This window comes from Blautia sp. MSK.18.38, from assembly GCF_024460535.1.
GTDB classification, from domain to species: domain Bacteria; phylum Bacillota; class Clostridia; order Lachnospirales; family Lachnospiraceae; genus Blautia_A; species Blautia_A fusiformis.
In genome coordinates this window covers 119,501-138,860 of the sequence record NZ_JANFYP010000007.1, presented here as the reverse complement: position 1 = coordinate 138,860, position 19,360 = coordinate 119,501, and the positions used below count along the sequence as shown (strand labels likewise).

21 protein-coding genes are annotated in these 19,360 nt (G+C 45.3%); all 21 read right to left on the bottom strand.

Features of this window, described 5'->3' with window-relative positions; translation table 11 throughout:
• Positions 1–695 precede the first annotated feature (695 nt).
• Positions 696–914 (bottom strand): hypothetical protein, encoded by a 219-nt coding sequence (locus tag NE638_RS06595; protein ID WP_173745928.1) that lies wholly within the window; start codon positions 912–914, stop codon positions 696–698.
• Positions 915–979: 65 nt separating this feature from the next.
• The gene (locus NE638_RS06590) at positions 980–1,222 is read right to left on the bottom strand and encodes a hypothetical protein (protein ID WP_015525915.1); all 243 of its coding nucleotides are present in this window, start codon (positions 1,220–1,222) and stop codon (positions 980–982) included.
• Positions 1,223–1,346: 124 nt separating this feature from the next.
• Positions 1,347–2,720, bottom strand: coding sequence for a DNA repair protein RadA (radA, locus tag NE638_RS06585; protein WP_021650957.1), 1,374 nt, complete (start codon positions 2,718–2,720; stop codon positions 1,347–1,349).
• Positions 2,714–3,127 carry a hypothetical protein gene (locus NE638_RS06580; RefSeq protein WP_015525913.1) on the bottom strand — a complete coding sequence of 138 codons (414 nt, stop codon included), beginning with the start codon at positions 3,125–3,127 and terminating at the stop codon, positions 2,714–2,716. The genes radA and NE638_RS06580 overlap by 7 nt, the downstream gene beginning before the upstream one ends.
• A gap of 96 nt (positions 3,128–3,223) precedes the next feature.
• Entirely contained in the window at positions 3,224–5,689 is a 2,466-nt protein-coding gene (locus tag NE638_RS06575) for an ATP-dependent Clp protease ATP-binding subunit (protein ID WP_147603667.1), read from the bottom strand.
• An 11-nt stretch (positions 5,690–5,700) separates the two neighbouring features.
• Positions 5,701–6,078, bottom strand: coding sequence for a GntR family transcriptional regulator (locus NE638_RS06570; protein WP_015525911.1), 378 nt, complete (start codon positions 6,076–6,078; stop codon positions 5,701–5,703).
• A gap of 72 nt (positions 6,079–6,150) precedes the next feature.
• The gene (locus tag NE638_RS06565; RefSeq protein ID WP_015525910.1) at positions 6,151–6,924 is read right to left on the bottom strand and encodes an SseB family protein; all 774 of its coding nucleotides are present in this window, start codon (positions 6,922–6,924) and stop codon (positions 6,151–6,153) included.
• A gap of 185 nt (positions 6,925–7,109) precedes the next feature.
• Complete coding sequence (gene purD / locus NE638_RS06560; protein ID WP_173745927.1) at positions 7,110–8,384, bottom strand: phosphoribosylamine--glycine ligase; 1,275 nt, start codon at positions 8,382–8,384, stop codon at positions 7,110–7,112.
• 32 nt (positions 8,385–8,416) lie between these two features.
• Positions 8,417–9,040, bottom strand: a complete 624-nt coding sequence (gene purN / locus NE638_RS06555; protein ID WP_022426210.1) for a phosphoribosylglycinamide formyltransferase — start codon at positions 9,038–9,040, stop codon at positions 8,417–8,419.
• A complete protein-coding gene (purM, locus tag NE638_RS06550) occupies positions 9,034–10,059 on the bottom strand; it encodes a phosphoribosylformylglycinamidine cyclo-ligase (RefSeq protein WP_015525906.1) in 1,026 nt (341 codons plus the stop codon). The genes purN and purM overlap by 7 nt, the downstream gene beginning before the upstream one ends.
• Before the next feature lie 49 nt (positions 10,060–10,108).
• Positions 10,109–10,609 (bottom strand): 5-(carboxyamino)imidazole ribonucleotide mutase, encoded by a 501-nt coding sequence (purE, locus tag NE638_RS06545; protein ID WP_015525905.1) that lies wholly within the window; start codon positions 10,607–10,609, stop codon positions 10,109–10,111.
• 123 nt (positions 10,610–10,732) lie between these two features.
• The gene (locus NE638_RS06540) at positions 10,733–12,814 is read right to left on the bottom strand and encodes an aminopeptidase (RefSeq protein ID WP_412378661.1); all 2,082 of its coding nucleotides are present in this window, start codon (positions 12,812–12,814) and stop codon (positions 10,733–10,735) included.
• Positions 12,795–13,406 (bottom strand): HD domain-containing protein, encoded by a 612-nt coding sequence (locus NE638_RS06535; protein WP_021650961.1) that lies wholly within the window; start codon positions 13,404–13,406, stop codon positions 12,795–12,797. Before NE638_RS06535 ends, NE638_RS06540 begins: the two co-directional genes overlap by 20 nt.
• A gap of 3 nt (positions 13,407–13,409) precedes the next feature.
• Positions 13,410–13,724, bottom strand: a complete 315-nt coding sequence (locus NE638_RS06530) for a hypothetical protein (RefSeq protein WP_015525901.1) — start codon at positions 13,722–13,724, stop codon at positions 13,410–13,412.
• Positions 13,708–14,181, bottom strand: a complete 474-nt coding sequence (locus NE638_RS06525) for a VanZ family protein (protein ID WP_022426214.1) — start codon at positions 14,179–14,181, stop codon at positions 13,708–13,710. Before NE638_RS06525 ends, NE638_RS06530 begins: the two co-directional genes overlap by 17 nt.
• A 64-nt stretch (positions 14,182–14,245) precedes the next feature.
• Positions 14,246–14,398 carry a hypothetical protein gene (locus NE638_RS06520; RefSeq protein ID WP_022426215.1) on the bottom strand — a complete coding sequence of 51 codons (153 nt, stop codon included), beginning with the start codon at positions 14,396–14,398 and terminating at the stop codon, positions 14,246–14,248.
• A 70-nt stretch (positions 14,399–14,468) separates the two neighbouring features.
• Positions 14,469–15,143: an orotate phosphoribosyltransferase gene (pyrE, locus tag NE638_RS06515; protein WP_015525899.1), complete on the bottom strand. Its 675-nt coding sequence runs from the start codon at positions 15,141–15,143 to the stop codon at positions 14,469–14,471.
• 139 nt (positions 15,144–15,282) lie between these two features.
• Entirely contained in the window at positions 15,283–16,188 is a 906-nt protein-coding gene (locus NE638_RS06510; protein ID WP_015525898.1) for a dihydroorotate dehydrogenase, read from the bottom strand.
• Positions 16,185–16,979: a dihydroorotate dehydrogenase electron transfer subunit gene (locus NE638_RS06505; protein ID WP_021650964.1), complete on the bottom strand. Its 795-nt coding sequence runs from the start codon at positions 16,977–16,979 to the stop codon at positions 16,185–16,187. The genes NE638_RS06510 and NE638_RS06505 overlap by 4 nt, the downstream gene beginning before the upstream one ends.
• A gap of 15 nt (positions 16,980–16,994) precedes the next feature.
• Positions 16,995–17,921, bottom strand: a complete 927-nt coding sequence (gene pyrF, locus NE638_RS06500) for an orotidine-5'-phosphate decarboxylase (protein WP_059085168.1) — start codon at positions 17,919–17,921, stop codon at positions 16,995–16,997.
• The gene (locus tag NE638_RS06495) at positions 17,918–19,216 is read right to left on the bottom strand and encodes a dihydroorotase (protein ID WP_173733030.1); all 1,299 of its coding nucleotides are present in this window, start codon (positions 19,214–19,216) and stop codon (positions 17,918–17,920) included. Before NE638_RS06495 ends, pyrF begins: the two co-directional genes overlap by 4 nt.
• Positions 19,217–19,360 lie beyond the last annotated feature (144 nt).

Sequence of the window (19,360 nt, the reverse complement as noted above, 5' to 3'; positions counted from 1 at the left end):
AGTTCCGTAGCCCGAAGGCCCTCCCCCTGCACCCCCACCCTCTTGGGCACGGAAGGAGTTCTGCGTTGTTGTGTGTGCTGCGTTGTTGACTTTTGTCTGTATGCTGCGGTACTCAGAATGGAACGTTGGGCCGATCTGGTTTCTGTATTCTTCGGTACTTATAGTGGTACGCTGGGCCGATCTGATCCCTGTATTCTTCGATATTTATGGTGGTACGCTGGGCCGATCTGGCCCTGTATTCTTCGATATTTATGGTGATACGCTGGGCCGATCTGGCCCTGTATTCTTCGATATTTATGGTGATACGCTGGGCCGATCTGGTCCCTGTATTCTTCGATATTTATGGTGATACGCTGGGCCGATCCCGTTTCTGTATTCTTCGATACTTATAGGAATATTCTGTACCAGTCTGACATTTCAGGACAGGACGCCCAGTCCGCTTCCATCCCCCGCATGTTTTTTCCTGTCGGTTGGAAGAGTCATCCAGAGGAAGGTGGCATCGGGCCGGGCTGCTGCGGAGGAGGGGTGATTACTACTTGGGCTGCGGGAGACGGCGTTATTGCGGCAGGGCCTGCTGTCTGAGCCGGAGGCGAGTTCTGGCCCTGCCACAATGCTTTTAGCCGTCTCACGGAGCCCTAGTAGTATCCCCCGACGGAGTCCCTGCCCGGAGCGATGCCACCTCCCTCTGGCGTCCCTCAACCACATCCACCTCTCAAAATCTCAAAAACATCCCCGCCTGCATCCACCCCCGGACCGATGCCACCTTTCTCTGGCGTCCCTCTCCATCCACCCCACAAAACCGCAAAAACACCCCCGCCTGCATCCACTCCCCGGAGCGATGCCACCTTCCTCTGGCGTCCCTCTCCATCCCAACAAAAAAAACGGCACCCGGCAGTTCCAACACTGCCAGACACCGAAACCAAAACACCCGTCAAACAGACCTATACAATATATAATCAACATTCGCTATCCGCTCAACTCAATTACCACCAGAAAGTTCTCTCAGCAACTCAAGATCGCTGGCCTGCACTTTAATATTCGTAGTCAGCTTCTCACCCTCAGGGCTAATATACGTCACCTCAAGAATACTCCCCTCACGAATCCCCCGCCGGGAAACCGCACTACAAAATGCCGGAAACTTCGGATGATTCTGTTTAAATGTATTCCATGCATTCATAACCTTCATCATATTTCCAATATTTCCAATATTACCAATACCCATAACCAACACCAGCCTTTCCCTTACTATCATCTATGTTTTTTTATCTATTAACCCAAACACAGCCGCCGTACAAACCATACAGCGGCTGACCACATGATCCTATTCAAAATAACCTGCCGGAAACTCACAACCCTCTGATAAAAGAAATCGCATCCCGGATCCCAGCCACATAAACCAATTTAATTCCTTTAATACTCTCTGTAGCCGTCCGGTTCACCTCAGGAAGTATCACCGTCTCAAACCCAAGCTTTTTCGCTTCCTGCACACGCTGTCCGGCCATACTCACTGCACGAACCTCGCCACTCAGACCAATTTCACCAAACGCCATCACAGAATCCGGGATCACGATCTCCTTCGCACTGGAAATAATAGCAAGACAAATCCCCAGATCGATCGCCGGCTCTGTCATCTTCATGCCACCCGCAATATTCACATAAGCATCCGAAGCAGCAAGATGAACTCCCGCCTTCTTCTCCAGAACCGCCATCAAAAGATTCACACGATTAAAATCCGTACCAACTGCTGTTCTTCTCGGAATTCCAAAATTACTCTGACACACCAGAGCCTGGATCTCCACCAAAATCGGTCTCGTCCCCTCCATAGAACATGCAACAACAGACCCCGAAGCATTCTCCGGTCTTCCATTCAAAAGGAACTCAGAAGGATTCTTCACTTCTTCAAGTCCGGAATTCTGCATCTCAAAAACACCAATTTCATTGGTAGAACCAAAACGATTTTTCACCGCACGCAGGATCCGGTAAGAAGCATGCCTGTCTCCCTCAAAGTAAAGCACAGTATCTACCATATGCTCCAGTACACGAGGACCTGCCACATTTCCCTCCTTGGTCACATGACCCACGATAAAAATGGACACACCCATACCCTTAGCGATCTGCATCAGTACATTGGTAGATTCCCTCACCTGAGAAACACTTCCCGGTGCAGACGAAATATCTTCATGAAACATCGTCTGGATAGAATCCACAACAGCTACATCTGGTTTCGTCCGCTCAATGATCTCCCGGATATTTTCAAGATTCGTCTCACAGAGCAGTTTCAATTTATCATTAAACGTTCCAAGCCGATCTGCCCGGAGCTTGATCTGTCTGAGAGACTCCTCACCAGAAATATACAAAACAGAAATCCCCTGTGAAGATAAATTTCTGCACACCTGCAACAACAATGTAGACTTGCCAATACCAGGATCTCCACCTACCAAAACAAGGGAGCCGGGGACGATTCCGCCTCCCAGCACCCTGTCAAGTTCACCGATTCCGCAGCTCTGACGTTCATCTGAAGAAAGACTGATATCTTTCAGAACTACAGGCTCCGTTTTCTTTTGTGTAGTTTTAATACTCCCTGAGGAAGATTTTTTGGAAGAAACCGTTTCCTCCACAAAAGTATTCCATGCCTTGCATGCCGGGCACTGCCCCATCCACTTGGCTGATTCATACCCGCATTCCTGACAGAAATAAACCGTTTTTTTATTTTTTAGCATTTTACAATTTTAACTTCTGCTTTGGTGTTCGCATCCAGTTCAACACTGAAAGAAAGCTTGCCGCCCAGGTTTGTGGTCATTGTACCTGTACTTACATCATCAATAAATACCTGATACTCTGTCTCAGCTTCAAGTTCAACAGTAATCTGAGAATCCTCAAAGCCCTGAACCTCAAAACTCATTGCTGTTCCATCCTGCTGAAGATGGAACACACTGGTTCCCGGAACAGACTCATATACGAACATTCCATTACGCTCAAGTTTGGTGATCTCCTTATATGTTTTTACTTTATACATATCTCCCTGATACTGATAATCCGACAATTTGGATTTCTGATTTAATTCATAATCTCCAAAACTGATAGTCCCATTATCTTCTGTGCGGATCAATTCCTGTACCACTGCCATGATCTTATGTCCTCCTGAAATCTTTCGTTGTATAGTTTTAATTTTGTTAATTATAACTTATTTCTGTTTTTTTGGCTATAGAAAGTAATAAAATTCTTACGCTTTCTCCGCATCTTTTACTTCAAAGCAGATTTTCTTGTCTTTGACCTTCACCTGTACGGCATCACCGGCTTTGATCCGACCTTCAAGGATTTCTGTTGCCATCTCATCCTCAATCTTTGTCTGGATCGCACGACGCAACGGTCTTGCACCGTATTTACTGTCAAAGCCTGCATCTGCGATAAGATCTTTAGCTGCTCCGGTAACTTTCAGTATGATATCCAGCTGTTCCTGACAGCGTTTTTCCAGGTTTTTCAAAAGAATAGTAACGATCTTCCTGATATTTTCTTTATTCAGAGAATGGAATACCATGATCTCATCGATCCGGTTCAGAAATTCCGGTTTAAACATCCGCCGCACTTCTTCCATCACTCCGGACTTCATCCGTTCATAATCACGCTTTTCCGTATCTCCGGACATAAATCCAAGATGTTTCGGTTCCATGATCATCTGCGCACCTGCGTTGGAAGTCATGATAATGATCGTCTGCTTAAAATCCACTTTTCTGCCTTGAGCATCTGTAATATGACCATCATCAAGTACCTGCAGAAGAATATTAAACACATCCGGATGAGCCTTTTCAATCTCGTCAAAAAGAATGACACTGTATGGATTTCTGCGCACTTTTTCGCTGAGCTGTCCACCTTCTTCATAGCCTACATATCCGGGCGGCGATCCGATCATTTTAGAAACACTATGTTTTTCCATATATTCGGACATATCTACACGGATCATTGCCTGCTCACTTCCAAATACAGCTTCCGCCAGCGCTTTGGAAAGCTCCGTTTTTCCCACTCCGGTAGGTCCCAGGAATAAGAAAGAACCTATAGGCCTTGCGGGATCCTTTAATCCTACTCTTCCCCTTTTTACCGCACGGGCAACTGCAGAAACTGCCTCATCCTGTCCGATCACACGTTTTTTCAGAACCTTTTCCAAATTTGCAAGCCTACGGGATTCCCCCTCTGTCAGACGCTGTACAGGTATTTTTGTCCAGTCAGACACAATACCGGCAACTGCCTCTTCATCAACTGTAAGTGGATTTTTCCGATTTTTCCGCTCCGCCTTTCTTCGGATCTTTTCCAATTCTGCTTCCGCCTCATTCTGCTTTGCCTGTGCTGCTTTTGCACCTTCAAGATCTGCATTTATGACTGCCTGTTCTTTTTGTTTCAGAATATCGTGGATCTCTCTTTCCAGTGCTTCTGCTTTCGGAGACGGACGATATCCCGCCAGTTGTACTTTCGACGCTGCCTCATCAATAATGTCAATGGCTTTATCCGGAAGAAACCGGTCATTGATATAACGAACGGACATTTTTACAGCCGCCTCAAGGGCCTCATCCAGAATCTCTACACCATGATGTTTTTCATAATATGGGCGCAGCCCCTTCAGGATTTCAACAGCCTCCTCTTCTGTAGGTTCTTCCACGATGATAGGCTGAAAACGCCGTTCAAGCGCTGCATCCTTTTCAATGTATTTCCGATATTCTTCCAGTGTCGTTGCTCCGATCAGCTGGATCTCTCCACGGGAAAGAGACGGTTTCAGGATATTGGAAGCATCCAGTGCACCTTCCGCTCCACCTGCTCCGATGATCGTATGGATCTCATCAATAAAGAGCAATATTCCCTGCTGTTCGCTTACCTCATCGATCACATTTCGGATACGTTCTTCAAACTCACCGCGATATTTACTTCCTGCGACCATTCCGGAAAGATCCAGAACTACAACCCGCTTATCCTTCACAGTATCCGGTACCATTCCTGTGACGATCCGCTGTGCAAGTCCCTCTACAATAGCCGTTTTTCCTACTCCCGGCTCTCCAGTCAGGCAGGGATTGTTCTTTGTTCTTCTGCTCAGGATCTGGATCAGTCTGGCAATCTCTTTATCCCTTCCCACTACAGGATCCAGCTTACCTTCTTCTGCCATGGCCGTCAGATCTCGGCTATACTGATCCAGAGTTGGTGTTACACTGCTGTTTCTTCCCTTTGAAGCTTTTACAGCCTGGAATTCTTCCGCAATGGCATCGCTGTCCATTCCCATAGCTGTCAGCACTGCCGCATAAAGCTTCTGGATATTGGCACCCATTGTGTACAGCAGTCTGGTACCCACACAGTCTGTTTCTTTCAACATTGCCAGCAGAATATGTTCTGTCCCGACTTCCTCAAAACGCATGGATTCTGCTTCTGCATATGCGCCCTCAAGAACTCTTCTGGTTCTCGGACTGAATCCCGGTTTCTGTGAAACAGCCGTATTTCCCGGCGGTGCGATCAGTTTATCGATCAGAGCCATCGCTTTATCAGCCTGGATCCCAAACTCCTCCAGAACTCTTCCTGCTGTGCCCTCCTTTTCTTCTACAAGCCCGACCAGCAGATGCTCCGTGCCGATATAACTATGTCCGCAGGAGCTGGCTGCCTCTTTTGCCAGAGCAAGAACATTCTCTGCCTGTTTTGTATATCGTTCCTGCATGATGTCTCCTCCTATCTGTCTGTGTCATACTCGTCAAAAATCTCGTCCACCAGCTGATGGACTTCTTCTCTTGTTACATTTTTACAGCATCCCCATGCCATTGCTACTGTCAGATTCTGTTTCATTTCTTCCAGTGCTCTGACCTTATCTGCATCTATGGAGATCACCGCTCCCTTTCGCCTGTCAATAGTCACAAAGCCTTCCTGACGAAGCAGCGCATATGCCTTATTCACAGTATGCATATTGATTCCTGCAATGCTTGCAAGCTGCCGTACAGAAGGCAGAGTATCCCCTTCATGAAGCCTTGATGTAGCGATCCCCATTATGATCTGATTGGTGATCTGCATATAGATTGCCTCATCACTGTTAAAATCGATTTCTATCACCATAGGGTAATCTCTCCTCTACAACAGCAAAAGGCTGCACAGTTTCATCCTGGCAGCCTGCTGTGATTTTTGTTTTTATTTACTGATCCCTGCAATCTTCTCTATCTGTTCTTTGTTAAGAACCAGATTAAATCCCATTGGATTTACCACATAAGCGTTTGCCTGCGGAATCATCAGGCTCGGAAGTTTGTCTATAGTCACTTTCGCAACACGGAGATTCTTACCTCTTCCAAATTTCTCAAATTCCATAACATCTGTAAACACAGGCTGCATGATCTTATCCTCTTTATTTTTCAGATACGGAATATGGAGCTTTCCATCTTCTTCCTGCTCTGCATTGATCGCGATCAGGAATTCTGCCTTACGCAGGTTTGCTATCAGCTCTTCTTCCAACTCACGGATATTCTTATGCTCTTCCTGTTTTACCGGGCGACGCAATTCCTGCATAAAATAGATTCCGGAAAGTTCAAGAGACGGGTTCAGAAGCGGTCTCTTTGACGGCTCGATCTTACTCATATCTCTCTGGTTTGCGATCTTTCCGATCTCAATCTCGATCTTCTCTTCTCCGTCGATCCAGATCACACTGTTCACTCCGATCGCGTACAGCGTACCATACAGTCTTGGATAGTCTTTTTTCTCATATTTCATGCCCATAAGAAGGATCTTATCCTCAAGGAGCTGTTTACCATATTCTTTGATCTCTTCTTCTGTGGCAAAAATCCTTGCCTGGTCATTAAATGTTTCTTCATCACAGGTCACATATGGAAGTCTGGTTGCCTGTGAATATGCAACAAATACTTCCTCCCTGTTTCTGAGCTCATGGATTGCTTCTTCTACACTGATTCCCATTTTTCTGTCCTCTCTGCCTCATCACTTGGATGCGACACCTCATCAAGGAAAATGGTTGGTTCCTGTTGTGCCCTGTCAGCATCCAGCTTTTCATGTTCGTAACTACTCACTGTGTTTCATAGTTGTTACTATTGTACAATGAAATCCCTGTTTTCGTCAAGCTGTGCCTGTGAAAAATGACCAACTTAAGCCTCGTCGATAGCTTTTCCGATATCGTGACGCATATACTTATTTGCAAAGCTGATCCACTCTGTAGCAGCATATGCATTCTTTCTGGCTTCTTTTAATGTCTCTCCTTTGGCAGTGATGCCAAGAACACGCCCACCGTTTGTAACGATCTCTCCATCTTTAAATTTGGTTCCCGCATGGAAACAGTAGTATCCGTCTTTGTCCTTAAAATTCTCAAATCCATGGATCGGGATACCTTTTTCGTATTTTACCGGATATCCATCACTTGCAAGAACAACACAAACTGCTGCATTGTCCTCAAATTTCAGATCGATCTGATCAAGTTTGCCGTCTACACAGGCTTCCATTACTTCAATGATATCATTCTCCATACGCGGAAGAACAACCTGTGCCTCCGGATCCCCAAATCTTGCATTATATTCCAGAACCTTCGGGCCATCTGCAGTAAGCATCAGTCCGAAGAAAATGATTCCCTTAAACGGACGTCCCTCTGCTGCCATGGCATCTACTGTTTTCTGATAAACATATTTCTTACAGAATTCATCTACTTCCGGAGTATAGAACGGACTTGGAGAAAATGTTCCCATTCCGCCTGTATTCAGTCCCTGATCCCCATCCTTCGCACGCTTGTGATCCTGTGCGGATGTCATGATACGGATCGTCTTTCCATCTACAAAAGAAAGTACGGAAACCTCACGGCCAGTCATAAATTCTTCAATTACCATGGTATTTCCGGCATTTCCGAATTTTTTGTCTTCCATGATCTCTTTTACGCCAGCTTCTGCCTCTGCAAGATCCTGGCAGATCAGAACACCTTTTCCAAGAGCAAGGCCATCTGCCTTCAAAACGATCGGGAATTTTGCCTCGGTCCTTAAATATTCCAGAGCTTTTTCCGGATCATCAAAATTCTCATAAGCAGCTGTAGGAATGTCGTATTTTTTCATAAGATCCTTGGAAAAAGCCTTGGAGCCTTCCAGAATAGCAGCATTTTTGCGCGGTCCGAACACACGCAGTCCCTCTGCCTCAAATACATCTACGATTCCGCCCACAAGAGGATCATCCATTCCCACGATAGTAAGATCGATCTCTTTTTCTTTGGCAAAGGCTGCCAGTTTTTCAAATTCCATTGCTCCGATATCTGCACATTCCGCATACTCTGCGATTCCTGCATTTCCAGGTGCACAGTAGATCTTGTCAACTTTCGGGCTTTTTGCAACACTCCATGCAATTGCATGTTCTCTTCCGCCGCTTCCTACGATTAATACTTTCATCTGTTTACTCCTTTGTTTCATCTGTCTGCTGATTACTTTAAAGAAACAATTCCATCTGTCACTGTGATTTTGTCATTGGCGATAAGATTGATTGCTTCCGGAAGGATCTTCCACTCTGCTTTTTCCATTACACGTCTCTGAAGCTCCTTGGATGTATCTCCGTCTTTTACCTTTACTGCCTTCTGAAGGATGATCGGACCTGTATCCGTTCCGGCATCTACGAAATGAACCGTAGCGCCTGTTACTTTCACTCCTCTTGCAAGAACTGCATCATGGACCTTAAGTCCATAAAAACCTTTTCCGCAGAAAGACGGGATCAGAGATGGATGGATATTGATGATCTTGTTGGGATACGCTTCCACCATCATCGGAGGGATTGCAACCAGATATCCTGCAAGAACGATCAGATCCACCTCTTTTTCCTGAAGCTTCGCCAGTAATGCTTTATGGAAAGCTTCTCGGTCCGGATAGTCTTTCGGTGCGATGCATACCGCCTCTATATCGTGCTTTCTGGCTCTTTCCAGAGCATAAGCGGAGGCATTATTACTGATCACAATATCCACTTTTGCATTTGTGATCCCTCCTGCATCAATAGCATCCAGGATCGCCTGAAGATTCGTTCCCCCACCGGAAACAAGAACACCGATCTTTAACATAAGGTCACTCCCTTTTCTCCCTCTTCAATGGATCCTACCACATATGGCTTATCGCCGGTTTTGCGGATAGCTTCCATTGTTTTGTCAACATCTGCAGGATCTACTGCCAGGATCATTCCAAGACCCATATTATATGTATTATACATCATATGCTCATCAATATTTCCTTTTTCAGCAAGGAGCTTGAAGATCGGAAGTACCGGATAGCTGTCTTTTTTGACAACAGCTCTGGTTCCCTCTTTCAGCATACGTGGGATATTCTCATAGAATCCACCCCCTGTGATATGGCTGCATGCATGGATCTTCACGCCAGACTCTCGGATGCTCTTCAGCGCTTTTACATAGATTCTGGTCGGTGCGATCAGTGCCTCTCCCAGAGTTGTTCCAAGCTCTTCATAATAAGTATCCAGAGACTCTTTTGTCATGTCAAATACTTTACGTACAAGAGAAAATCCATTACTGTGAACTCCTGTGGAAGCCATACCGATCAGGACATCTCCTGGTTTCAGGGCCTCTCCTGTAAGAAGATCTTTTTTGTCAACGACTCCTACTGCAAATCCGGCAAGGTCGTACTCATCTTCCGGCATAAGTCCAGGATGCTCTGCTGTCTCACCACCGATCAGAGCTGCCTCAGACTGTACACAGCCCTCTGCAACACCTTTTACGATCTCTGCGATCTTTTCCGGATAATTTTTGCCGCAGGCAATGTAGTCCAGGAAAAACAATGGCTCGCCGCCTGCACATGCAATATCATTTACACACATGGCTACAGCATCGATTCCGATGGTATCATGCTTGTCCATAACCATGGCTACCTTAACCTTGGTTCCACATCCGTCTGTTCCGGAAACCAGAGTAGGCTCTTCCATATCTTTGAATTTCTCCATGGAAAATGCACCTGAGAATCCACCGATTCCTCCAAGTACCTCCGGTCTCATTGTCTTGGCAATGTGCTTTTTCATCAGCTCTACTGATTTGTATCCTGCCTCAATATCTACGCCTGAAGTCTTGTAATCCATAATGTCCTCCTTATGACAACACCTTTTTATTTTATGGTAAAAGATTTATTTAGTAATTTTTGTATCCAACTTCCTGAAGCCTTGCGTCTTTCTTCTCAACCTGCTCCTTCAGATCCTGACTGTAGGCTTTCAGTCTGGAAAGAAGCTCTGCATCGGAAGTTGCAAGGATCTTGGCAGCAAGAAGTCCCGCATTGGCGCCACCATTGATCGCTACTGTAGCAACCGGGATACCGCTTGGCATCTGTACGATTGAGTAAAGGGAATCTCTTCCTCCCAGAGAGGTTGTATGCATCGGAATACCGATCACCGGCATCGGAAAGATCGCTGCGCACATTCCCGGAAGATGAGCTGCCATTCCTGCGCCTGCGATGATAACTTTGAAGCCTTTTTCTTCTGCTGTCTTTGCATACTCGAAAAATACATCCGGTTCTCTGTGTGCGGAAATGATCTTCATTTCATAATCAATCCCCAGTTTCTCCAGGATATCTGCTGCTTTGCTCATAACCGGCATATCTGAATCACTACCCATTACAATTCCTACTTTTGCCATTGTGTTCTCCTTTCATGGTACACTAACTGAATATTAGCCTGTGTCCTTTGACTATTGTTATGGTTATTCTACGTATATTCTCACTTTCTGTCAATACGATCGGAAAAACTGTAAATTTACTAATTAACTTATATTATTATTTAATGGAAGATTCTCAAAAGGACGGTTCAATTCCTCTGTTCCGGGAAGAACAAACCTTCCGTTTTCGATAATGGAGATCATTTCTCCCTCATCATCGATCACCCGGATACTTCCAAGCTCATCATAAGGTATCGTAATATCTGTATGACAGCCATAATAAGCAAGGCTTACGTCATCCTTTCGCATCTCGGAAATCTCATTATCCCTGGCGATGATTTCTTTTCCATCCGGATTATATACCGGTGTATCCTCTGCCCAGCTGTAACAGGTATCGCCCACAGCAAAATGCGGTCCCATTTTTTCTGCGATCAGGATCGGAAACTTATCCGCAATTCCGTATTTCAGCGCCGCCACATAAGCTGTGGTATTTGTACCGATGGCAAACTCTCCCATGGGGATCTTCGGATGGTGGTGGAGGATATTATCTTCAATATATTTCCGGTTCTCTTCTTCGGTTTTAAAATTCGAGCAGGTGTAATCAATAACCTGGCCGCAGTCAAATACCAGCTTCAGATCCCGGAACTGAAGACCGTTCAGATATACTTTTTTCACATGAAGGATTCCGCCTGTGCCTGCCAGCTGCGGAGATGTAAAGACTTCGCCCACCGGAATGTTCACATCTGCCACACAGTTCTCAAAATTCGTCTGTTTCTTCGGATCTGTCAGTTCATGAAGATGAATCAGAAGATCCGTCTCATTGTCTCCACGTCCTTTGACTTCCACCCACTCACAGGTATCCAGGGTATTGATGATCGTCTGCTGGATTTCCTGATAGAGATGGTAATCCAATGTATTGATCTTTACGATCTCACGGAAAATTTCCTCATAATTTCCACCAATCTCAGGAACCGGATATGCAATGATCGTAAAACTTCTCTCATCACCTTTGATGTATCGGTTTACGATCTGTCCGGATTCATTGTCAAGTTCTGTCTGAAGCTTCTGCTGTGTCTCGCTTAATGCATAAGCTTCCGGTTTACTTATCGGAGAGAAAGGATTTTCTCCAAATGTATCAATGCAGGCCGGACCGCCATGTACTTCTGCCAGTTCTCTGTACTTCTCATAGGAGGTCTGCATAGCACGAAGTTTTCGCTGAACAAAATCCCCATCCAGGAACAATGCACTGTCCTGACGATGATCGTAATCGTACTGCGGATTGGCAACGCCGCCTGTATAGCCTACTCTCACGGCGCCTCTCTTATTTACCACATGCGTTGCATGGCGATAGATCACCGGCTTCAGACCCATTTTTTCAAACTGGAGGATCGCTGCTTTTACCATCCGTTCAAAACCAAGACTATATCGGATATTTACTGTTTTCTTTTTTGTGATATCCTTCCGTCCGGTGATAAATCCGATCCGATAGCCTTCTGTATAGGTAGAAGCCATCTTATCGATCTCTTCCTGAGAAAGGGAGTTCAGAAACTCTGCAACTCCTGTTTCATTCTCTGAAACAAACTCGCCATAGCGATACAGATATCTCAGATCCGAAAGATCCGAATTCATGATGATATCTGCTGCAAAGTCAAGCTCCGGATCTACACCTTCCCGTATCCTCTGCTCCATCATATCCTGGCAGTAATCATTTACATAGGAACGGAGAATCCCCTCCACTGTTGCCGCCTCCGGAAGTTCTTCCTCACAAAATGCAGAATATACTTCCAGAAACAGTTCCATGGATACAGTCATATCCCACAGCCTTTTCTCATGAGCATAAGCTACAGTTCCTGCGATCTCTGCATACAGAAAACTGAAGGCTTTTCCATATTCTCCCATCTGCTGTACTGCATACGCCGGATTTCCATAGCTGCTTTCATAATTTTCCGGGAGGATATCCTGATAAAAGCAATGATTTCTCTCTTTCAACACCTCCATCGTAAGCTCTGCTGCGCTCTCATCCATCACATCTGCTGCCATGGAAAGAAACTTTGCCCTGTTTCTGAAAAAATCTCCAAACGGTTTTTTTACGGTTTCTTCTGTTATGATCTCACGGATCCGTTCCTTCGCAAGTCCATAACGTTCTTTCATGCATTCTTCCAAGACTTCATCTCCCATCTTTTTCATCATCGATCACATGCCCCAGGGCAATGTGTTTGTCAACGAGTTCTTTCATATATTCCCAGATCACTTCAGAACCCTCTCCTGTTTTCCGGTTTCTCTTATAAATCTGACTTTTCTTCACCTGATGCTCTTCCCAGCTTTTTCCGTTGGAAGCATCATTTAGAAACAATGGCTGACAATTATCTAGCACATGGGCAAATTTCGCCTCCGGGGTTTCGTAAGCCTCAAACTCCTCCCATAATGCTTTTAACCACTGTCCCTGATCTTCCGGCAATAGTCCATAGATCCGTTCTGCTGCCTGCTTCTCCCTGTATTCCTTGGTTGTCGCTCCTTTTTCATCATATGCATAGGTATCACCTGCATCGATTTCTACCAGATCATGCGCCAGTACCATAGGAATCACCTTCGAAAGATCCACTTCCTCATTGGAATATTCCTTTAAAAGCACCGCCATCAACGCCAGATGCCAGGAATGCTCCGCATCATTCTCTTTCCGCTTTCCGTCTGCAAGATATGTCTGTCGGAAAATATTCTTGACTTTATCTATCTCCATAATAAAGTCCAGCTGTTTTTTTAAGCGTTCTTTTTTATCCATCTGTTATACCCCCGATAAAAAAAGTCCCAGCCAGATAACCAGGATCACTCCGTTCAAAATAGACCCGACCATGCTCGTCCTGTGTTTCCGGTTTTCTTCCGAAAAGCTGGAAAGCCCCAGTGTAAAGCCATATGCAGAAAGCAGCATGGCAAAAAGCCCGGTTCCGCCGATCAGGCCCCCGAGCTTTCCATCAAAAAAGAGTGCAAGCACAACTGCCGCGATAAACAGCACGAGGGAAGCCGCCGCAAGTCCTACAGACCATTTTCCCTTGGAAGCTTCTCTTTTTTTTGCAAATGCATATCTATATCTTCTTGCCATTAATTTTTCTCCTAATCCTGTCGCAGACTGCATAAATCCCATATCCAAGCGCTGCGCCCAGAGTATTCAATATCATATCATCCACATCAAAGCAGCCAACTTTTGTAAGCAGCTGGATCACTTCTATCGTCAGACTGATAAAAAAGCCGGATAATATGATAAAAAAGCCATTTCGCATTTTTCCGGTTATTACCGGAAGAATAAATCCGTATGGCACAAATCCCAGCACATTTCCAAAAACATTTGTGAAAAGCGCAAATGTACCCACTATTTTTCGATAAGTCCAGAAACGCCTGATCTCCACAAACGGAACAAGATTGTAACGGTATTCTCTTTCTGCATCCGCCACTCTTCCGTATCCTTCGGAAAAGAACAGAAGATACACAAGAACAAGAACATACAATACAAAAAAAGCTGTCCCGAGTTTTTTTACTCTGCGTTTTGTCCCTTTTTCCAATATTCTCCCCTGCTTAAATAGTCCGAAAAGCCACACGGAACAACGTGCGGCTTTTCAGATCATATTAGATTAATATCTCTGATTTTCTTCTGAGCAGTCTCGCACCGTTCACGATCATCAGAATTCCTGTGACAAGTCCCGTCACCAGAACGACAATACCGAGTGCAAGGCTTCCCGCCCCGCTGCTCGCCATAGTTTTATAAATTTTTTCATTCATAAGGCTGCGTCCTCCCAGTAAAAGCGGACCTTCGGAATCCGCCGCTCTTTTATGACCTTTTATAACAATATTATTCTGCGCCGTACTGGTCATAATATGCATCAATGGCAGCTTTCAGCTTATCATCGATCACAACACGGCCTTTGTATTCTTTGTTGTAGAGATGCTCAACAACCTCCGCCATAGTTACAATAGCTGTAGTCTGAAGGCCGTAGGTTTCCTCGATCTCTTTGAGCGCACTCTTTGTTCCCTGGCCGCGTTCCATACGGTCAACAGAAACCACAAGACCTATCGGATTTACATCTCCCTGCGCTTTGATGATCGGAAGTGTTTCTTTAATGGATGTTCCTGCAGTCGTAACATCCTCAATGATCACTACCTTATCCCCATCCTGGATCGGGCTGCCAAGAAGAATTCCTTTATCTCCGTGGTCTTTCACTTCCTTACGGTTGGAACAGTAACGGATATCCTTTCCGTACATTTCACTGATCTCCATAGTTGCTGCTACAGAAAGCGGAATTCCTTTGTATGCCGGTCCAAACAGCACATCAAAATCCAGTCCGAATTTGCTTTCTATCGCTTTTGCATAATACTGTCCCAGCTTGCGAAGCTGCGCACCGGTACGGTAAAATCCTGTATTTACAAAAAATGGTGTCTTTCTTCCTGATTTCGTAGTAAAATCTCCAAATTTCAGGACATTACAGTCAATCATAAATTCAATAAATTCCTGCTTATACTGTTCCATTTATCTAATCCTCCATGTTTTTCATATATACGACAAACCCAGGATCCACACTCTGCTGCAATCCCAGTGTAAAATCCCTTTATTTATCCTGTTAATTCTAACATATGAACAACAGAATTGCAAATACGGCAATCCTCCGTTATTTCACTACTCCGATCAGCTCATTGATGTCTTCCACTTTCTGTTTTTCAAGAAATGCCTGAATACCATCTGCGATCTCCACAGTAGCATAAGGGTTAAAAAAGTTTGCAGTTCCCACAGACACTGCAGTAGCACCTGCCATAATAAATTCCAGGGCATCCTCAGCAGTTGCGATTCCTCCCATACCGATGATAGGAAGGGATACTGCATTTGCCACCTGATATACCATACGGACAGCTACCGGTTTTACTGCAGGACCGGACATTCCACCAGTTTTATTTGCCAGTGCAAATGTACGTCTGTTGATATCGATCTTCATTCCTGTCAGGGTATTGATAAGAGAAAGAACATCTGCGCCGCCAGCTTCTGCTGCTTTCGCCATCTCGGTAATATCGGTTACATTTGGGCTCAGCTTCATGATCACCGGCTGTTTTGCATATTTCTTTACTTCTTTTGTGATCTCTTCAAGAGCTTTCGGATTCTGACCGAAGGCAATTCCGCCTTCCTTGACATTCGGGCAGGAAACATTAATCTCCAGCATATCCACAGGCTCATTTCCAAGGCGTTCTACAACCTCACAGTAATCCTTTGCAGATTTTCCACAGACATTGACGATGATCTTTGTATCATATTTTTTAAGGAACGGAATATCTCTTTCACAGAAAACATCAATCCCCGGATTCTGAAGACCAATGGCATTGAGCATTCCGGATGCTGTCTCTGTCACTCTCGGTGTAGGATTTCCCGGCCACGGTACATTTGCCACACCTTTTGTCACAACTGCGCCAAGTCTGTTCAGATCCACAAATTCACTGTATTCCGCTCCGGAACCAAATGTTCCGGACGCTGTCATCACCGGATTCTTAAGTTCTACGCCGGCAAGATTTACATTCATTCTGCTCATAGCTCTACCTCCGTGCTCAGGAATACAGGTCCGTCTTTACATACTCTCTTGTTATGGACATGAGAATGAGAATCCACATCTTTGGATTTGCACACACAGGCAAGACACGCGCCTACGCCACAGGCCATACGCTCTTCCATGGAGATCCAGCACGGAATTCCTTTTTCAAGGGCATATGCCTTGATGGCACGGAGCATCGGGGCAGGTCCGCAGGCAAAGATCGCATCTGCCTCAAGATCGTTCTCACGGATGGCATCCATAACATTTCCCTTTGTTCCTGCAGAGCCGTCTTCTGTTGCCACATAGACATCTCCATAAGCTTCAAATTCCTTATTTAAAAACAGCTCATCTCTGTATCCGAGAACCATGATCTTTTCTGCGTCCAGCTGTTTAGCAGTTTCCAGCATTGGCGGGATTCCGATTCCTCCACCCATGAGAAACACTTTTTTGCCTTTTACTGCATCCAGCGGAAAACCATTTCCCAGAGGTCCCATAGTCTCAATGGGGACCCCTGCATGAAGTCTGGAAAATTCCTCCGTACCGGTTCCTTTTCCTGTAACGCGATATACCAGTCTCAGTTTTCCTTCTGCTTTATCGATCTCACAGAGACTGATGGGTCTTGGCAGAAGCTTACCGCCATTGCGGCTGTAAAGTGATACAAACTGTCCCGGCACTGCATTTTTTCCAATCTCACCTGCATCCAGCCACATACTGTAAATATCTGTACCAATACATTCCTGGCTGAGTATCTTACAGGGCTTTTTTGTTTTTTTACTTTCTGATGTACTCATAAAATGCCTCCTGTATTATCTGTTCTCCAGCGCACCGCTGATATCCGCGATCATATCTTTTACTGCCGCTCTGGAAGCATCTGCGTAATTTTCAGCGCCAAACTCTTTATATTTCTCCTGCTTATATGCAGCGATGATTCCTCTGGAAGAGTTTACGATAGCACCAAGTCCGTCCTCATTAAAGAAATGGACAAGATCTGCGCCCTTTCCACCCTGAGCACCATATCCGGGAACAAGGATAAATGTCTTCGGCATGATCTTTCTTAATACCTTTCCCATTTCCGGATAGGTCGCACCTACAACAGCACCAACATAACTATATCCATCACCCATAAGCTCATCGCCCCATTGTGCAACCTTCTCACCTACCAGCTCATAGAGCGGGCGACCGTCGATGACACGATCCTGGAACTCACCACTTGATGGATTGGAAGTTTTGACCAGAACAAAGATACCCTTTTTCTCTTCCTTACATACATCCATAAAGGGTTTCACACCATCAGAACCAAGGTATGGATTGACCGTTGCAAAATCCTCATCAAAACCTGCATATTTTTTTGAGCCTACCTGAACCTGTCCCAGGTGACCAACTGCATATGCTGCAGATGTGGAACCGATATCACCTCTTTTGATATCACCGATCACAACCAGATCTTTGGCTTTACAATACTCAACCGTTTTCTTGTATGCGATCAGTCCCGGGATACCAAACTGCTCATACATGGCGATCTGTGGTTTCACTGCCGGGATCAGATCACAGGTCGCATCCACGATCCCTTTGTTATACTGCCAGATTGCTTCTGCAGCGCCCTCCAGAGTCTCTCCAAACTCTGCAAAAGCCTTCTTCTGGATATGCTCCGGAATATAATTCAGCATAGGATCCAGTCCTACAACGATTGGTGCATTTGTTTTGCGGATATTGCTGATCAGTTTGTTAATCATGATTCTTTCTCCTCCTGGTTTTTAAATACAATTTTTCCGTCACAGATGGTATAAAGCACTTTTCCCTTTACTTTCCAGCCATCAAACGGTGTGTTATGTCCTTTGGAAACAAATTTATTTTTATCGATAGCATACTCCTGCTCCGTATCCACGATGATCACATCTGCCGGATGGCCTTTCTGGAGAGTTCCTCTGTCAAGCCCGAGGATTTTCGCCGGGTTCAGGCACATCTTCTCAACCATCTGTTTCAGTGTGATCACATCTTTTTCCACCAGCTCTGTATAGGTGAGCGGAAGGCTTGTTTCCAGACCTACGATCCCAAATGGTGCATTCTTCATAGAACCTGTTTTTTCCTGTGCACTGTGCGGTGCATGGTCCGTGCTGATCACCTCGATGGTACCGTCCTTCAGGCCCTGTTTCAGCGCTTCCACATCCTTCGGTGTACGGAGCGGCGGATTCATCTTGTAATTCGGGTCATCTGTTTTAATATCATCGGATGAAAGGATAAAATGGTGCGGGCATACTTCAGCTGTGATATTGTCGTATCCTTTCTCTTTTACGATCTTCATCATCTGAGCATCCCCATAAGTGGAACAGTGGCAGAGATGAAGATGGACTCCTGTCTCCAGCGCCAGAATGATATCTCTGGCTGTAATGGTATCTTCCACTGCATTGCAGATTCCGGGAAACCCCAGTCTTTTGGCGTTCTCATCCTCATTCATGCATCCATCTCCACGCAGATCGATATCTTCACAATGGTCAAAAAACGGCACGCCACATTCTGCCGCGATCCTCATTGCTTCTTTACAAAGCGCTGTATTCATCACAGATTTACCATCCTCGGACACTGCCGGGATCCCTGCTTTCACCATTCCGGCAATATCTGCAAGTTCAGTACCCTTTTCTCCCATGGTGGCTGCACCTGCCTGAAGTACATGAATACCGGAAACCTGCGCCGCCTTGTTATGTACATAGTTTACCCGGTCCGGATTATCAATAGTGGGAGTTGTATTTGGCATAGCAACTACAGTTGTCACACCACCACGTGCTGCCGCAGCAGCACCACTCTTGATATCTTCCTTATGTGTCTGGCCCGGATCACGAAAATGGACATGAAGATCGATAATTCCCGGCATGACCAGCTTTCCTTTCGCATCGATCACACGGTCGCCGTCTTTCTTTTTCAGCTTCTGGCCTATTTCCGCAATGATTCCGTCTTCCAGATAAATATCGCCTGTTTTATCCGTATCTGTAGCCGCATCCACGATCCGGCCTCCTCGAATCAGAATCCCCATTTCTGTTCTCCTCTCATCCTGTATTTTCAAAGCAGATCCTTCAATCCGCTTGTATTCTCCTATATCATACACGAAATCTCTCTATTTATAAAGATTTTTTTTACAAAGCAATTTCGCCTCTTTTTACACCCCGGAATTGTTGGA

Excerpts from the sequence above, each read along its gene's own strand:
- NE638_RS06590 (WP_015525915.1), bottom strand. The coding sequence starts at position 1,222 with ATGGGTATTGGTAATATTGGAAATATTGGAAATATGATGAAGGTTATG.
- radA (WP_021650957.1), bottom strand. The coding sequence starts at position 2,720 with ATGCTAAAAAATAAAAAAACGGTTTATTTCTGTCAGGAATGCGGGTAT.
- NE638_RS06580 (WP_015525913.1), bottom strand. The coding sequence starts at position 3,127 with ATGGCAGTGGTACAGGAATTGATCCGCACAGAAGATAATGGGACTATC.
- NE638_RS06575 (WP_147603667.1), bottom strand. The coding sequence starts at position 5,689 with ATGCAGGAACGATATACAAAACAGGCAGAGAATGTTCTTGCTCTGGCA.
- NE638_RS06570 (WP_015525911.1), bottom strand. The coding sequence starts at position 6,078 with ATGGTGATAGAAATCGATTTTAACAGTGATGAGGCAATCTATATGCAG.
- NE638_RS06565 (WP_015525910.1), bottom strand. The coding sequence starts at position 6,924 with ATGGGAATCAGTGTAGAAGAAGCAATCCATGAGCTCAGAAACAGGGAG.
- purD (WP_173745927.1), bottom strand. The coding sequence starts at position 8,384 with ATGAAAGTATTAATCGTAGGAAGCGGCGGAAGAGAACATGCAATTGCA.
- purN (WP_022426210.1), bottom strand. The coding sequence starts at position 9,040 with ATGTTAAAGATCGGTGTTCTTGTTTCCGGTGGGGGAACGAATCTTCAG.
- purM (WP_015525906.1), bottom strand. The coding sequence starts at position 10,059 with ATGGATTACAAGACTTCAGGCGTAGATATTGAGGCAGGATACAAATCA.
- purE (WP_015525905.1), bottom strand. The coding sequence starts at position 10,609 with ATGGCAAAAGTAGGAATTGTAATGGGTAGTGATTCAGATATGCCGGTT.
- NE638_RS06540 (WP_412378661.1), bottom strand. The coding sequence starts at position 12,814 with ATGAAAAAGATGGGAGATGAAGTCTTGGAAGAATGCATGAAAGAACGT.
- NE638_RS06535 (WP_021650961.1), bottom strand. The coding sequence starts at position 13,406 with ATGGATAAAAAAGAACGCTTAAAAAAACAGCTGGACTTTATTATGGAG.
- NE638_RS06530 (WP_015525901.1), bottom strand. The coding sequence starts at position 13,724 with ATGGCAAGAAGATATAGATATGCATTTGCAAAAAAAAGAGAAGCTTCC.
- NE638_RS06520 (WP_022426215.1), bottom strand. The coding sequence starts at position 14,398 with ATGAATGAAAAAATTTATAAAACTATGGCGAGCAGCGGGGCGGGAAGC.
- pyrE (WP_015525899.1), bottom strand. The coding sequence starts at position 15,143 with ATGGAACAGTATAAGCAGGAATTTATTGAATTTATGATTGACTGTAAT.
- NE638_RS06510 (WP_015525898.1), bottom strand. The coding sequence starts at position 16,188 with ATGAGCAGAATGAATGTAAATCTTGCCGGCGTAGAACTTAAGAATCCG.
- NE638_RS06505 (WP_021650964.1), bottom strand. The coding sequence starts at position 16,979 with ATGAGTACATCAGAAAGTAAAAAAACAAAAAAGCCCTGTAAGATACTC.
- pyrF (WP_059085168.1), bottom strand. The coding sequence starts at position 17,921 with ATGATTAACAAACTGATCAGCAATATCCGCAAAACAAATGCACCAATC.
- NE638_RS06495 (WP_173733030.1), bottom strand. The coding sequence starts at position 19,216 with ATGGGGATTCTGATTCGAGGAGGCCGGATCGTGGATGCGGCTACAGAT.